Raw genomic sequence first — 14,445 nt, forward strand, 5'->3', positions numbered from 1 at the left:
GACGAGAAGAACTTGCGCCGTGCCGCTGTGCCCGGCTCACCGCCCCGCCCCCACCGTGCGTCCAGGGGCGGGGCGCGTACATGGCTACCGGTGACTTCCGGCCGGTCTACCACCCCGCGGGGCACGATCACGCGTTGCGTGTGGCGTTACAGGACCTGCGTACCGGCCGTTGGCTCGCCATGCGGAATCTGCTGGAGAGCACACCGGACTGGGCGCTGTGGACCCAGCGGACCCAGGTTCTGGCAGCGGTGGCGGCGGGCTCCGACACGGTGCACGCCTGGCTCGCCGAGGAGCCGCGGAGTGTCGCGGCGACGGTGATGCAGGCCCGGGTAGCCGTGGAACGGGCCGTCCGCGCCCACCGGGAGAAGCACCCGAGGGCCCAGGAGCTGTGGCAGGAGGCGTGGGAGGGGTGCCGCTCCGCCGCGCACGCCTCGCCCGCGGATCCCGTGCCGTGGGTCTGCCTTCTCGCCCTGTCCCAGATCGACGAGGGGCAGCGCCTGGAGGAGCACCGGTTGCGGCCGCCCGGCCCGATGCTCTTCCCCGGGCCGTGGGGGCTGCTGGCGGAGGCGGACGAACGCGATCCGTTCAATCGCGAGGCCTACCACCGGATGCTGCAGTTCGTCTACGCGCGACAGGCGAGCGGCACGCTCTCCGAGGCGGTCAACTTCGTTCAGTGGGCTGCCTCCTCCGCCCCGGAGGGGTCCGCGCTCCATGTGCTGCCGCTGTACGTCCGGGTGGAGCGCTACCGCCGCGAACAGGGCCATGAGCGGGCGCTGGACCTGCACTGGGTCACCGAGGACGGCGAACGTGACGCGCGGCGTGCCCTGCGCGTCTGGTTCGCCGCGGCGGAACCGGCCGCCCGGTCCCTGCTCGACCTCAACCATCTGGCGCACGCGCTGTGGGGTTCGCTCCGGTTCGCCGACGCCGCCCCGGTGTTCCGGGCGATGGGCCCGTACTACACGTCGGTCCCCTGGGCCCATCGCACCCGCTCCCCGCAGGATCCGGCCGGCGCCGAGGAGGTGTTCCTCCGGGCCAGGAGCCGCTGTCTGGCCGCCGGGCCCGAGCCCGGGAGGGAACCGCACGGCTGACCGTCCGTCGCCCGCCACCGCGAGAACCGCGGCCGCCGCACCGCACCACGACCATTCCCGTCCCCGTCCCCCCACCTGGAGGTCGTCTCCATGTCCATATCCGCCTCGACCCCGTCGAGCACGGAGCCCACGCCGCACACGGACGAAGAACAGCGGCTGCGCGAGCTCGGCTACCAGCCGGTGCTGGCCCGCCGCATGGGCGGCTTCGGCAACTTCGCGATCAGCTTCTCCGTCATCTCGATCCTCTCCGGCTGCATGACGCTGTACGGCTTCGGCATGTCGACCGGCGGCCCGTCGGTGATGCTCTGGGGCTGGGCCGGCGTCGGCCTGTTCGTGCTCTGTGTGGGCATGGCCCTGGCCGAGGTCACCAGCGCGTACCCGACGTCGGGGGCCCTGTACTACATGGCCGACCGGCTCGGCGGCCGTAAGTGGGGCTGGTACACCGGGTGGCTGAATCTGCTCGGTCTGCTGGGCGCGATCGCCGGGATCGACTACGGGGCGGCGCTGTTCACCGGCGCCCTGCTCAATCTGCAGTGGGGGTTCGACCCGACGCCCGGCTCCACGATGGTGATCTTCCTCTGCATCCTGTTGCTGCACGCCGTGCTGAACCTCTTCGGCGTACGCCTGGTCAGTGTGCTCAACTCGATCAGCGTCTGGTGGCATCTGGCCGGGGTCGCGGTGATCGTGACGGTGCTGGCGATCGTGCCCTCGCACCACCAGTCGCCGTCGTTCGTCTTCACCGAGTTCGTCAACGACACCGGCTGGGAGAACCCGATCTATGTGGCGGCGATCGGTCTGCTGCTGGCCCAGTACACCTTCTGCGGTTACGACGCCTCCGCCCACCTGTCCGAGGAGACGTCCAACGCGTCGGTGACGGCGGCCAAGGGCATCGTCCGGGCCATCTGGGTCTCGTGGATCGCCGGCTTCGTCCTGCTGGCCGGGCTGACGTTCGCCATCCAGGACTACGCCGGTACGCAGAACAGCGCCACCGGGGTCCCGCCCGCCCAGATCCTCATCGACGCGCTGGGCACGGCGGGGGCGACCGCCATGCTGCTGATCGTCATCGCGGCCCAGCTGTTCTGCGGCAACGCCGAGGTGGCGGCCGCGAGCCGGATGGTCTTCGCCTTCAGCCGTGACAACGCGCTGCCGGGCTCGGCGCTGTGGCGCAAGGTGAGCGCGCGTACGCAGACCCCGGTGCCCGCCGTGTGGCTCTCGGTCGGTGTCGCCGCGCTGCTGGCGGTGCCGTCGCTGTACTCGGCGACGGCGTACGGGGCGGTCACCGCGATCAACGTCATCGGGATCACGCCCGCGTACGCCATCCCGATCTATCTGAAGCTGCGCGCCGGGGACCGCTTCCAGCGCGGCCCCTGGCACCTCGGCCGCTGGTCGAAGCCGATCGGCTGGATCGCCGTGGCGTGGGTCGCCGCAGTGACCGTGCTGTTCCTGCTGCCGCAGTCGTCGCCGGTGACGATCGACTCGATGAACTACGCGTCGATCGCCCTGGTCGCCGTGCTGGTGCTGGCCACGGTCTGGTGGTTCGTCGCACGCCGTTCGTACAGCACTCCGGCCGCGTACGGGAACGCCCGTGAGCAGGCGGAGATCGCCGAGGGCATCGTCTGACACCCGTTCCCCCGGGCGGTCTTCAGCGCAGCAGCAGCTGGAGGCCGCCCAGGACGGTGGCTCCGATGACGATCCGGTCGAAGAGCTTCTGGTTGATGCGGCCGACGCAGGCGCGGCCGAGGTAGGCACCGGGGATGACGAACAGCACGAGGGCGGCGTCCAGCATCAGCGACTGCGCGTCGATGAGGCCGAGTCCCACGCTGAAGGGCACCTTGGACGTGTTGACGATCAGGAAGAACCACGCGGAGGTTCCCAGGAAGCCGAGCTTGCGGAATCCCGCGGAGAGCAGATAGAGCGACATCACGGGGCCGCCCGCGTTGGCGACCATCGTCGTGAAGCCGCCGAGCACCCCGTACGACCGGGCCTTGAGGCGCCCGCCGCGCGAGGGCTCGTCCGTGTCCTCCCCTTCCGGGGGCGGCTGGGGTCGGGCACGTCGGCGCCACAGGGTGACGCCTGCCATGAAGAGCAGGATCGCGCCGATCGAGCGCGCCACGGCCTCGTCGTCGGCCCACAGCATGAAGACAGTTCCCGCCACCACGCCCACCGCGACGGCGGGGAAGAGCCGGAGCAGCGTGGGCCAGTGGGCGTGCCGGCGGTAGACCAGCACAGCGAGGATGTCGCCCGCGATGAGGATCGGGAGCAGCACTCCGGTCGATTCGCGGGCCGGGAGTACGGCCGCGAAGACCGCGAGGCTGATCGTGTTGGCGCCGCTGACGGCGGTCTTGGAGAAGCCGACGAGCAGGGATGCCGCAGCGAGCGCGGCCAGTTGCCACAGTGTGATGGTGTCCATTCCGGATCAGATGGTAGACACATCTTCCCTTCGGCGGATCATCGTTTCATCCTCCGGCCCTCGGGAGCACCCACCCGTCGCTATGCTGCGATCACTCAGGCAAACGTTCAAACGAACATCGCACAGCGGTAGGCAAGGGGGCCAGCATGCGGGAGCCGGTCGAACTGAGGCGCAAGCGCATTCTCGCGGTGGTGCACGCGCGCGGTGCGGTCAAGGTGAGTTCGCTCGCCACCGAGCTGGACGTCTCGGCGGTCACACTGCGCCGGGACGTGGAGGAGCTGGCCAGGACGGGGATGCTGCGGCGCGGGCACGGGGTGGTCCGGCCGGTCGCGGACGACGTACCGGCCGAGGCGGTGCCGGCCGCCCGGAGCGGCGAGCCGGCCGGGGTCGGGGCCGCGATCGCCCTGGTCGTCCCGGAGCGGCACTCCTATCTCTACGAGACCCTGCACGGCGCCAGGACGGCGCTGGAGGAGGCCGGCGCGCGGATCACCCTGCACATCGCCCCGCAGGCGGCCGGAGCCGAACGGCCGCAGGTGGAACGGGCGCTGGCGGCGGGGGCACGCGGCCTGCTCATCTCCCCCCGGTGGCGGAGCGCCGCCGGTGAGGAGGCGGACTACGGCTGGCTCTCCGAGGTGGAGGTGCCGACGGTCATCATGGAGCGGCGGCCCCGGCCCGGCAGCGCGCTGCACGCCCTGGACTCGGTCTGTTCCGACCACTGGTACGGGATCCATCTGGCCGTGGACCACCTGATATCGCTCGGCCACCGCCGGCTGGTCCTGGCCGCCAGGAACGACAGCCCCACGGCCCGTTCCATCCGTTCCGCGTTCTCCGAGATCGCCGCCTCCCGGCCGGAGGTGGAGGACTGGTCCGTCGTGCTCTCCTCCCCGAACGCGGGCCCCGGTGAGCCCGGTACGCGGGAACCGGTCCCGGACCTCACGGCGCTGCTGCGTGAGCGCGGCGTGACCGGCGCGGTGCTGCACGGCGACGAGGACGCCCTGATGCTGGTCCAGCGGCTGGCGGAGAGCGGGATCCGGGTGCCACGGGACTGCTCGGTGGTGGCGTACGACGATGTCGTCGCCGCGCTGGGCAGCACCGCGCTCACCGCGGTCGCCCCGCCGAGGGCCGAGATCGGACGGGCGGCGGCCGAGCTGCTGCTGCACCGGCTGGCCCACCCCGCCGGTACCCATGGCCCGGTGCGCCGGGTGGAGCTGCTCCCCCGCCTCGAAGTGCGCGGATCGACCCAGGAGTTGATCCGTTCGACAGACTGATCGTTTGAACACTTCAATCTTCTTTTGATCGATCTATTGACCGCTATCGATCAGCCGATCAGTATTCCCCGTGTCTCGAATCAGGAGCCGCGGGAGGCGCACATGCCTGGTCGACAGAGCCGTCGATCCGTGCTCGCCACGATCACCGCACTGCCTCTGACGGGCGCGCTCAGCGCCTGCGGAGGTGGCGGCGGAGACACACGATCGGGCGGTACGAGCAGTACCGGCAGGACCGTAAGCAGCAGGACCGGCAGGAAGACACGCATCACCTTCTGGTCAGCCCTCCGGGGCAGCCAGGAGGTCGTGGACGCGTTCAACCGGGGCCACGACACCATCCAGGTCGATTTCCAGCAGATCCCCGGGGGCGCACAGGGCGGTTACGCCAAGCTCAGCAACGCGGCACGGGCCGGGAACGCCCCGGACATCGCCACCCTCGAATACCCCCAGGTCCCCGGCTTCGCCATCGACGGGGTCTGCCGCGACATCACGGGCCTGGTCGGTGACGGGCTGCGCGCGAAACTCCTGCCGCAGGCGCTGGAGCTGACCACCTTCGAGAAGCAGGTGTACAGCGTCCCGCTGGACGTGGAACCGATGGTGCTGCACTACCGCACCGACCTCTTCGAGCGGTACGGGCTGACCGTCCCGCGTACCTGGGAGGACTTCGAGGACGCGGCAAGGACCGTACGGAGCAGGAGCGGTGACCGTCGGATGGCTCTGTTCCCGACGGACGGTGACAGCCATGTCGCGGCGTTCGCGTGGCAGGCGGGGGCGCATTGGTTCGACACGGCCGGCGGCGCCTGGAACGTCTCGCTCGCCGACGCGCCCACCCGTCGCGTGGCCGCCTACTGGCAGCGGCTGACCGACCAGGACCTGGTCTTCATGAACCCGGTGGAGAGCCGGCACAGCGATGTCCAGATCGGCAACGGCCTGGTGCTCAGCCGGCTCAGCGGCGCGTGGGACGCCGGGGCCCAGATGAAGGCCCGGCCGGGCCAGAAGGGCCGGTGGGCGATCGCGCCGTCCCCCCAGTGGGATCCGGCCGACCCCGGTGTCGGGACCCATGGCGGCTCGACCTTCGCGGTCACCAGGGACTGCGCGAACCCGGAGGCCGCGATGGAGTTCATCGAGTGGCAGGTCTCGCATCCGGACGCGCTGCGGGCCCGGCTCTCCAGCGGTGCCAGCAGCCAGTACCCCGCCGCGCCGGACCTCGTCGACGTGGGCCGCAAGGCCTTCGACCGCGACTACTACGGCGGTCAGGACATCTACACCCTCTTCGAGCAGGAGGCCCACAAGATCCGCCCGGGCTGGGTCTGGGGCCCCAGGATGACGGCCACCGGAAGGATCATGAAGGACGGACTGGCACGGGCGAGCGGGGGCCAGGGCTCCATCCTCGGGGCGATCCGGGCGGCGCAGGAGGGCACCATGCCGGACCTCAAGGCGCTCGGTCTCTCCACCAGCCGGCGCTCCACCTGACCGGCGATCCGTAATCCGTTCCCAGCAGCAGAGAGGCAGGTGACACCCATGACCAGCGCGACCCCCGTGTCCGTACCGACGGACGCCCCCGCCCGGCCGTCACCGGAGAGTCCGGCCGCCGCCGCCCCGGCGCCCACGGCCCGCAGGTCCGCCCGTCGGCGTGAACTCGGCGCCTGCGGCGTCCTGATGACACCGTTCTTCGTCCTCCTGGTGACCGTCTTCCTGATCCCGGTCGCCACCGCCGTCTATCTGAGCTTCTTCAGCGACGACCAGCCCGGGCTCGGCTTCGGGCCCGAGCGGACGGTCTTCGCCGGGCTCCGCAACTACACCGCCGTACTGGCGGACCCGACCTTCCTGGGCGGTCTCGGCACCGTCGCCCTGTACTGCGTGGTCTACATCCCGCTGATGGTGATCGGCGCCCTGGCGCTGGCGCTGCTGCTGGACTCCGGCGTGGTCCGGCTGCGGGGCACCGTCCAGCTCGCCCTGTTCCTGCCGCACGCGGTGCCGGGCATCATCGCGGCCCTGATCTGGCTGTACCTCTACACCCCCGGGATCAGCCCGGTCATCGACCTGCTCGGCAGGGCCGACATCACCGTGGACTTCCTCGGGGTGCACATGGTGCTGCCGTCCATCGTGAACATCGCGCTGTGGAGCAACCTCGGTTACAACATGGTCGTCTTCTACGCCGCCCTGCAGGCGGTCCCCCGCGAGGTCATCGAGGCGTCGGTCGTCGACGGCGCGGGCCCCGTCCGCACGGCCCTCCAGGTCAAGGCCCCGCTGGTGCGGTCGTCGATCGTCATGGTCGCGATGTTCACCCTCATCTTCGCGCTCCAGCTCTTCACCGAGCCGATGCTGCTCAGCCAGTCGACCCCGATGATCAACTCGCGCTTCTCGCCCAGCATGTACATCTACGACGCGGCCTTCACCCGCAACAACTACGGTCTCGCCGCGGCGTCTTCGGTGATCCTGCTCCTGTGCACGATCGCCCTGTCCTACGGCGTCACCCGCTGGACCAACCGTGCCGGCTCCGCCGAGGAGGGCGCCCGATGAGCGCGTCGACCGCAACCCGCACCGCCTCCGCCCTGCGTCCCCGGCTCCTCGGGCGCTCGGTCGTCAATCTGGTGGTCCTCATCTCGGTGATGTACACGCTGCTGCCGGTGCTGTGGCTGGTGCTCGCCTCCGCCAAGAACAGGGACGCCCTGTTCAGCAGCAACATCCTGTCGCTGAGCGACTTCTCCTTCGTCCAGAACATGGAGGACCTCTTCGCCATGGACGGCGGGCTGTACGGCCGCTGGTACGGCAACAGCCTGCTGTACGCGGTGCTCGGCGCGGCGCTCGGCGCGCTGATCAGCATCGCCTGCGGCTACGCCTTCGACAAGTACCGCTTCGCCCACAAGGAGAAGCTGTTCGGCCTGGTGCTGGCCGCCGTGATGGTGCCGCAGACCGTGCTCGCGCTGCCGCTCTACCTGATGGCGTCCGGCGCCGGCCTGGTGAACACCTTCTGGGCGGTGTTCATCCCGGTCCTGTTCAATCCTTTCGGGGTCTACCTCGGCCGGATCTTCAGCCAGGGGTACGTGCCCGACGAGGTGCTGGAGGCCGCGCGGATGGACGGCGCGGGTGAACTGGCCGCCTACTTCCGGGTGGCGCTGCGCATGCTGGGGCCGGGGCTGGTCACCGTCTTCCTCTTCCAGCTCACGGCCATCTGGAACAACTTCTTCCTGCCCATGGTGATGCTCTCCGACCAGGACCTGTATCCCGTCAGCCTCGGCCTGTACTCCTGGAACAGCGCCGCGTCCGTATCGCCCGAGTACTACCCCGTCGTCATCATGGGCTCGCTGCTCGCGGTGCTGCCCCTGATTCTCGCCTTCGCCCTGCTCCAGCGTTTCTGGCGGTCCGGACTGACAGCGGGCGCCGTCAAGTAGCCGCGCCGCCCCGCCCGGACCGCCACAGCCCGGACCACCGCACAGGAGAACCATGCCCAGCACTCCCCCCGCACACCGCCGGCCGCGCGCCGCCCTCGCCATGGGAGCGGACGCCGCGGCCGCGGTGCTCTCCCCCGACTCCCTGGCGGCGCTGGCCGAGGTGTGCACCCTCGCGCCGCTGCCCGCGATCGACGACTTCACGACGGATCGGGCGCGGGCCGTACTCGCGGACACGGAGGTCCTGATCACCGGCTGGGGCTGCCCGCCGATCCACGCGGGTGTCCTGGCCGCCGCCCCCGCGCTGCGGGCCGTCGTGCACACGGCGGGCACGGTGCGCGGCCATGTCACCGACGCCTGCTGGGACAGGGGCATCGAGGTGTCCTCCGCCGCGGCGGCCAACGCGCTGCCGGTCGCCGAGTACACCCTCGCGATGATCCTGCTGTCCGGCAAGCGGGTCCTGGAACGCGCCCGGGACTTCCGGGCCCGCCGCGTACGCGACGCCTGGCTCGCCACACCGTCCGGCATGGGCAACTACCGCCGCACGGTGGGCATCCTGTCCGCCTCGCTGATCGGCCGCCGGGTGATCGAGCTGCTCCGCCCGTACGACCTGGAGGTGCTGCTCCACGACCCGTACGTCACGGACGAGGAGGCCGTCGGGCTCGGCGTCCGCCCCGTCACCCTGGCCGGTCTCTTCGCGGAGAGCGACGTGGTCAGCGTCCACACGCCTCTGCTGCCCTCGACCACCGGCCTGGTCAGCCGGGGACTGCTCACCTCGATGCGGCCCGACGCTGTCCTGATCAACACCTCCCGGGGTGCCGTCGTCGACCAGGACGCTCTCACCGACGTACTGCGTGCCGACCGGATCCGCGCGGTGCTCGACGTCACCGACCCCGACCCGCTGCCCGCCGGCCATCCGCTGTGGGACTGCGACAACGCGACCATCACCCCGCATCTCGCGGGCTCCCAGGGCAACGAGCTGCGCCGGCTGGCCGATCTGGCGGTCGGCGAGGTCGCCCGCTGGGCCGCGGGTGACGGCTTCATCCATCCCGTACGACGCGAAAGGCTGGCCTTCCTCGCATGACGAATTCTCCCTTCCCGCTCCCCGCCGAGGACCGCGCGCTGAGCCCGTACACCGGCTACACCCGGGCCCACTGGGAAGCGGCGGCGGACGGGCTGCTGGACGCCGCCTGGAAGTGGGCCACCCCCGGCCGGGCCCTCCTCGACCTGCCGGGCCGCCCCTCCCGCTCCGGGGTCCGCTCCGACGGCCTTGAGGGCTATGCGCGTACGTTCCTGACCGCCGCGTTCCGGGTCGCCGGCGCGGAGGGCAAGGACCCGCACAACTGGCTGGAGCGGTACGCCGACGGGCTCACCGCCGGAACCCGCACGCCCGGGCGGGACGACGCCGAGTCCTGGCCGCTGATCCTGGACCACACCGTCTTCGGCCAGCCGATGGTGGAGTCGGCCTCGGTGGCGATCGGCCTGCGGCTGACCCGCCCCTGGCTGTGGGACCGGCTGGACGCCGCCACCCAGGACCGGGCCGAGGAGTGGCTGCGCGGCGCCCTGCGGCACACACCGGCGCCCAACAACTGGTATCTCTTCCCCTTCTCCGTCGCCGGATTCCTGGAGTCGGTCGGCCGGGGCGACGCGGAGACCGCCCGGGCCAGGCAGCGGGCGCTCGACCTGCTGGAGGGCTGGTACGTCGGCGAGGGCTGGTACGCGGACGGGGACGGTCGCGCCTTCGACCACTACAACGGCTGGGCGCTGCACCTGTATCCGGTGCTGGACGCGTATCTGTCGGGCGACGCGGAGCTGTCCGCGCACTACGGCGCACGGCTGGCCGAGCATCTGGAGAGCTTCTCGCTGATGTTCGGCGCGGACGGCGCTCCGCTGCACTTCGGGCGTTCCCTCACCTACCGGTTCGCGGCGGGCGCGGCTGTCGGGATGGGCGCGGTGTCCGGACACACCCCGCTGGCTCCGGGTGTCTCGCGGAGGCTGATCAGCGGCTCGCTGCGGTACTTCCTGGAGCGCGGTTCGGCCGGTGACGACGGTCTGCTGAGCCTGGGCTGGCACGGCCCGCACGACGCGACGCTCCAGGTGTACTCCGGTCCTGCCTCGCCGTACTGGGCGTCGAAGGCGTTCGTGGCCCTGCTCGCCCCGGCGGAGCACCCGCTGTGGACGGCCGAGGAGGAGCCCGCCCCGAGCGAGGGCCCGGACCGGGTGCTGGCGCTTCCGTCTCCGGGGGTGCTGGTGCAGTCGACGCGGGCGGACGGCATCGTACGGCTGCACAATCACGGCAGTGACCATCTCAGGCCGCACGAGGGCGACTCGGCGGAGGTGTCCGACCCGCTCTACGCGCGCCTCGCGTATTCGACGGCCACCGGTCCCACCCCGTCCGCGAACACCGCGGACAACCATCTGTCGGTACGGGTCGGGGGCTCCCGCAGCAGCCGCGCCCGCATCCGTCCGCTGGGTGCGGGACACGGCGAGGGCTGGGGCTGGGCCGCCTCCTGGCACCGGCCGGTCTTCCCCGAGGGCGCGCCGACGGTGCCCGGGCTGCGGGTGGAGAGCGTCACGGTCGTCCGGGGGCGGTACGAGCTACGGGTGCACCGGATCCTGGGCGCGCCCGCCGGGGCACGGGCGGAGCTGACGGGCTGGGCGACGGATCCTCGGGGCCCGGTGCGCTCCGTACTGCACGGACTGCACGGGTGGCCGGATCAGGAGGACGTACGGGCCCCGCAGGGCACGGCGTTCACCCGGTGGGCGGTGCTGCCCCGGCTGGGTGCCGACGTGGAGGGCACCGAGGTGCTGGTGGCGCTGGCCTCGCTCACCGCGGAGGCGGACGCCGGTCCGCCGGCGGACGCGGTGAGCGGGGTGGACGCGGTGAGCGGGGTGGACGTGAACGGGGAGACGGTCACGGTGCGCTGGGCCGACGACGGTGCGACGACCCGTATCGGCTTCGCGCCGGTGGAGGTCGTCCACCTGCTCTGACCTCCACCGGTCCGCTCACGGCGGTCCCGGCCCGTGCCGGGGTCAGACGTCCGTACGGATCACCACGACGAGGTTGCGGGGGCCGTGGACACCTTCCACCCGCTCCAGTTCGATGTCGGACGTGGCCGACGGCCCGCTGATCAGGGTCGTCGGCCGCTCCGGCACCAGCCGGGCGATCGCCTCGGGGACGCCTGCCACGACCGAGGACAGGTCGACGACGCAGATATGGAGGTCGGGGACGAGGGAGAGGGCGCGCCGGCCCTGGCCCGACGACCCGTCCAGGAAGATCGTGCCGGTCTCGGCGCAGCTGACGGCGGAGGCCGTGACCACACCGTCCAGGGCGTCGAGGCTCGGGGCGGGGATGTCCGCCGAGTCCCGCTGGACCTCGCCGTCGTAGGCGCTGAGCCACTGCTCGTCCAGCCCGTCGGGAACGCCGATCCGCCGGGCGCCGCGCTCACGCAGGATCCCCGCGATCACTTCGGCCGTGCGGTCACCGGTGCAGGGGTGGACCTGTGCCTTGTAGTCGACGAGCCGGTCGGTCAGCAGCGCCAGACGTTCGCCGTCCGGGAGGGTGCGGCCGGTGCGGTAGGCGCGGGGGATCTCGGCGGCGGGGGTGGGGGCGAGGGCCAGGGCGTCCCTGATCCGGCCGAGCACCGTGTCGCGTGCGGTGGGGGTGGTCACTGGTCCTCCTCGGAGCCCTCGGTGGTGCGTCCGGCGCTTTCCCCGGAGCCCTCGGTGGTGCGTCCGGCGCCTTCCTCGGCTGCCGCCCGCATCGTCGCCGCTCCCTCGGCCGAGGCCAGCCAGGAGCGGAAGGACTGCTTGGGCGGGGCAGCGGTGTCACGGCTGTCGCTCCAGCCGTCGAACGGTGCGGGCAGGTGCGAGATGGTGCGGTCGCGTCCGCCGACGCCAACGGAACGGCTGAGGGAGGCGGCCTTCTGCGCGGCCGTGTAGATCCTGGGCGACTTCATCACGCCGGCGGCCGCCTTCATGGCCAGCTTCTCCGCCGTGGTGCCGGCCTGTTCGGTGTTCTGGTGGCGCAGTTCCACCAGCAGCGACGGGATGTCGATCTTGACCGGGCAGGCGTCGAAGCAGGCACCGCAGAGGCTGGAGGCGTACGGGAGCGAACTGTTCGGGTCGTCCTTCGCGGCGTGCATCCCGGCGAGCTGCGGGGTCAGGACCGCGCCGATCGGTCCGGGGTACGTCGATCCGTAGGCGTGCCCGCCGGCCCGTTCGTACACCGGGCAGACGTTGAGGCAGGCCGAGCAGCGGATGCAGTTGAGCGCCTCGCGGCCGACCTTGTCGGCGAGGGCGGCGGTGCGGCCGTTGTCGAGGAGGACGAGGTGGAAGTCCTGCGGTCCGTCGCCCGGGGTCACGCCGGTCCACATCGAGGTGTACGGGTTCATCCGCTCGCCGGTGGAGGAACGCGGCAGCAGCTGGAAGAAGACCTCCAGGTCCTGGTAGCGCGGCAGGACCTTCTCGATGCCCATGACGGTGATCAGGGTGTCTGGCAGGGTCAGGCACATCCGGCCGTTGCCCTCGGACTCGACGACGGAGAGGGTGCCGGTCTCGGCGATGCCGAAGTTGGCACCGGAGACGGCCACCTTGGTCGTCATGAACTTCTCGCGCAGGTAGGCGCGGGCGGCGGCGGCCAGGTGCGCGGGCACGTTGTCGAGGGCGGGGTCGACACCGGGGATCTCCTTGAGGAAGATCTCCCGGATCTCGTCGCGGTTGCGGTGGATCGCGGGGACCAGGATGTGCGAGGGCTTGTCGTGGGCCAGCTGCACGATGAGTTCGGCGAGGTCGGTCTCGTAGGGCGTGATGCCCTCGGCCTCGAGGTGTTCGTTGAGGCCGATCTCCTGCGTGGCCATCGACTTGACCTTGATGACGTCGCTGCTGCCGGTCTCCCTGACCAGCCGTGTGACGATCTCGTTGGCCTCGACGCCGTCCCGCGCCCAGTGCACGGTGCCGCCGCGCTCGGTGACCTTCGCCTCCAGCTGTTCCAGCAGCTCGGGCAGGCGGTTCATGGTGTCCGTCTTGATGGCGGACCCGGCGTCGCGCAGCTCTTCCCAGTCCGGGAGTTCGCCGGTGACGTCGATGCGCTTGGCGCGGATGGTGTGGGTGGCCCGGCCGAGGTTGCGGCGCAGCTGGTCGTTGCGCAGTTCGTCGTGGGCCGCCGCGGGGAACTTCCGGTCGCCGCGCAGGTTTCCGGTTCCGTACGGGGAGCGGGGCGGGGCGGCGGGCATGCCGAGGAACGTGCTCATCGGGCGGCCTCCATCAGGGCGTACGGCGCGGTGCGGGTGGATCCGAGGATCTGGGCGAGGTGCAGGGTGCGCGTACCGGACTTGATGCGGGAGAGCCCGCCGCCGATGTGCATCAGGCAGGAGGAGTCCCCGGCGGAGCACACATCGGCATTCGTGTCGGCGATGTTGCGCATCTTGTCCTGGAGCATCGCGGTGGAGGTCTCGGCGTTCTTGACGGCGAAGGTGCCGCCGAACCCGCAGCAGGAGTCGGCCTCGGGGAGCTCGACCAGGTCGATGTCCTCGACGGCGCGCAGCAGCTTCAGCGGCTTGTCCCCGACCCGCAGCATGCGCAGGGAGTGGCAGGTGGGGTGGTAGGTGACCCGGTGCGGGAAGTACGCGCCGACCTGGGTGACACCGAGGACGTCGACGAGGAGCTCGGAGAGCTCGTACGTCTTGGCCTTGACCGTGGCGACTCCGGCGCGCAGCGCGGCGTCACCGTAGCGTTCGGCGACGATCTCGTGCTGGTGGCGGACCGAGCCCGCGCACGATCCTGACGGCATCACGACGGCGTCGATCGAGGCGTCCCCGAACTGCTCGGCGAAGTTGCGCACCAGTGGGACGGGTTCGCGCTGGTAGCCGGTGTTGACGTGCATCTGGCCGCAGCAGGTCTGGTCCGGCGGGAAGACCACCTCGTGGCCAAGGCGGGCGAGCAGCATCGCGGTGGATTTCACCGCCTCCGGGAAGAGTGTGTCTCCCAGACAGGTGGCGAAGAGTCCGATACGCATGGGGCCTCCCCGATCGCAATTTGTGGTCTGACCATACTAGCCTCTGTCCATTTTTGAAAGACGCGCGCTCCAATCGAATGCGCCCGCTGAACGTCTGGGAGTAAGCGCTTACCCCCACTCTCCCGCCAGGTCCAGCCGGTGAGTGAGCTTCCTGGCAACTTGGTCTGACCTTATTGACATACGACATATGCAGTGTCCTACTGATCGATCGAACCAGCTGTCCGCTCCTCGTATCCGCATCCGCACGAGGTCAAGATAAGGCGGCTCACGGCTT

At 70.9% G+C, this 14,445-nt stretch carries 12 protein-coding genes; 8 read left to right on the forward strand and 4 right to left on the reverse strand.

Annotation, left to right across the window (positions count from 1 at the left end):
• Window positions 1-80: 80 nt before the first annotated feature.
• Window positions 81-1,088 carry a hypothetical protein gene (locus ACIRD8_RS26315; protein ID WP_403996347.1) on the forward strand — a complete coding sequence of 336 codons (1,008 nt, stop codon included), beginning with the start codon at window positions 81-83 and terminating at the stop codon, window positions 1,086-1,088.
• 90 nt (window positions 1,089-1,178) lie between these two features.
• A complete protein-coding gene (locus tag ACIRD8_RS26320; RefSeq protein WP_099175503.1) occupies window positions 1,179-2,708 on the forward strand; it encodes an amino acid permease in 1,530 nt (509 codons plus the stop codon).
• 22 nt (window positions 2,709-2,730) lie between these two features.
• Here ACIRD8_RS26320 and ACIRD8_RS26325 read toward each other — a convergent pair whose 3' ends face one another.
• Entirely contained in the window at window positions 2,731-3,498 is a 768-nt protein-coding gene (locus tag ACIRD8_RS26325; RefSeq protein ID WP_403996350.1) for a sulfite exporter TauE/SafE family protein, read from the reverse strand.
• Between the two features lie 146 nt (window positions 3,499-3,644).
• On the opposite strand from ACIRD8_RS26325, the gene ACIRD8_RS26330 reads away from it, so the two are divergent.
• The 6 genes from ACIRD8_RS26330 (at window position 3,645) to ACIRD8_RS26355 (ending at window position 11,146) form a co-directional block, all read left to right on the forward strand.
• Window positions 3,645-4,766, forward strand: coding sequence for a substrate-binding domain-containing protein (locus ACIRD8_RS26330; RefSeq protein WP_403996353.1), 1,122 nt, complete (start codon window positions 3,645-3,647; stop codon window positions 4,764-4,766).
• 102 nt (window positions 4,767-4,868) lie between these two features.
• Window positions 4,869-6,236, forward strand: coding sequence for an extracellular solute-binding protein (locus tag ACIRD8_RS26335; RefSeq protein WP_403996356.1), 1,368 nt, complete (start codon window positions 4,869-4,871; stop codon window positions 6,234-6,236).
• Window positions 6,237-6,284: 48 nt separating this feature from the next.
• Window positions 6,285-7,286: a carbohydrate ABC transporter permease gene (locus ACIRD8_RS26340; protein ID WP_403996359.1), complete on the forward strand. Its 1,002-nt coding sequence runs from the start codon at window positions 6,285-6,287 to the stop codon at window positions 7,284-7,286.
• Window positions 7,283-8,158 (forward strand): carbohydrate ABC transporter permease, encoded by an 876-nt coding sequence (locus ACIRD8_RS26345; RefSeq protein ID WP_403996362.1) that lies wholly within the window; start codon window positions 7,283-7,285, stop codon window positions 8,156-8,158. The genes ACIRD8_RS26340 and ACIRD8_RS26345 overlap by 4 nt, the downstream gene beginning before the upstream one ends.
• Window positions 8,159-8,210: 52 nt before the next feature.
• Entirely contained in the window at window positions 8,211-9,239 is a 1,029-nt protein-coding gene (locus ACIRD8_RS26350; RefSeq protein ID WP_403996365.1) for a hydroxyacid dehydrogenase, read from the forward strand.
• The gene (locus tag ACIRD8_RS26355) at window positions 9,236-11,146 is read left to right on the forward strand and encodes a DUF2264 domain-containing protein (RefSeq protein ID WP_403996368.1); all 1,911 of its coding nucleotides are present in this window, start codon (window positions 9,236-9,238) and stop codon (window positions 11,144-11,146) included. The genes ACIRD8_RS26350 and ACIRD8_RS26355 overlap by 4 nt, the downstream gene beginning before the upstream one ends.
• Before the next feature lie 42 nt (window positions 11,147-11,188).
• Here ACIRD8_RS26355 and ACIRD8_RS26360 read toward each other — a convergent pair whose 3' ends face one another.
• From ACIRD8_RS26360 to ACIRD8_RS26370, 3 genes are read right to left on the reverse strand one after another with little or no spacing between them, the layout of a single operon-like run.
• The gene (locus ACIRD8_RS26360) at window positions 11,189-11,827 is read right to left on the reverse strand and encodes a lactate utilization protein C (protein ID WP_403996371.1); all 639 of its coding nucleotides are present in this window, start codon (window positions 11,825-11,827) and stop codon (window positions 11,189-11,191) included.
• Window positions 11,824-13,407: a lactate utilization protein B gene (locus ACIRD8_RS26365; RefSeq protein ID WP_403996374.1), complete on the reverse strand. Its 1,584-nt coding sequence runs from the start codon at window positions 13,405-13,407 to the stop codon at window positions 11,824-11,826. The genes ACIRD8_RS26360 and ACIRD8_RS26365 overlap by 4 nt, the downstream gene beginning before the upstream one ends.
• Entirely contained in the window at window positions 13,404-14,171 is a 768-nt protein-coding gene (locus ACIRD8_RS26370) for a (Fe-S)-binding protein (RefSeq protein WP_403996377.1), read from the reverse strand. The genes ACIRD8_RS26365 and ACIRD8_RS26370 overlap by 4 nt, the downstream gene beginning before the upstream one ends.
• Between the last annotated feature and the right edge of the window lie 274 nt (window positions 14,172-14,445).

This window comes from Streptomyces sp. NPDC102451 (assembly GCF_044765485.1).
Lineage (GTDB): Bacteria > Actinomycetota > Actinomycetes > Streptomycetales > Streptomycetaceae > Streptomyces.

Excerpts from the sequence above, each read along its gene's own strand:
- ACIRD8_RS26315 (WP_403996347.1), top strand. The coding sequence starts at position 81 with ATGGCTACCGGTGACTTCCGGCCGGTCTACCACCCCGCGGGGCACGAT.
- ACIRD8_RS26320 (WP_099175503.1), top strand. The coding sequence starts at position 1,179 with ATGTCCATATCCGCCTCGACCCCGTCGAGCACGGAGCCCACGCCGCAC.
- ACIRD8_RS26325 (WP_403996350.1), bottom strand. The coding sequence starts at position 3,498 with ATGGACACCATCACACTGTGGCAACTGGCCGCGCTCGCTGCGGCATCC.
- ACIRD8_RS26330 (WP_403996353.1), top strand. The coding sequence starts at position 3,645 with ATGCGGGAGCCGGTCGAACTGAGGCGCAAGCGCATTCTCGCGGTGGTG.
- ACIRD8_RS26335 (WP_403996356.1), top strand. The coding sequence starts at position 4,869 with ATGCCTGGTCGACAGAGCCGTCGATCCGTGCTCGCCACGATCACCGCA.
- ACIRD8_RS26340 (WP_403996359.1), top strand. The coding sequence starts at position 6,285 with ATGACCAGCGCGACCCCCGTGTCCGTACCGACGGACGCCCCCGCCCGG.
- ACIRD8_RS26345 (WP_403996362.1), top strand. The coding sequence starts at position 7,283 with ATGAGCGCGTCGACCGCAACCCGCACCGCCTCCGCCCTGCGTCCCCGG.
- ACIRD8_RS26350 (WP_403996365.1), top strand. The coding sequence starts at position 8,211 with ATGCCCAGCACTCCCCCCGCACACCGCCGGCCGCGCGCCGCCCTCGCC.
- ACIRD8_RS26355 (WP_403996368.1), top strand. The coding sequence starts at position 9,236 with ATGACGAATTCTCCCTTCCCGCTCCCCGCCGAGGACCGCGCGCTGAGC.
- ACIRD8_RS26365 (WP_403996374.1), bottom strand. The coding sequence starts at position 13,407 with ATGAGCACGTTCCTCGGCATGCCCGCCGCCCCGCCCCGCTCCCCGTAC.
- ACIRD8_RS26370 (WP_403996377.1), bottom strand. The coding sequence starts at position 14,171 with ATGCGTATCGGACTCTTCGCCACCTGTCTGGGAGACACACTCTTCCCG.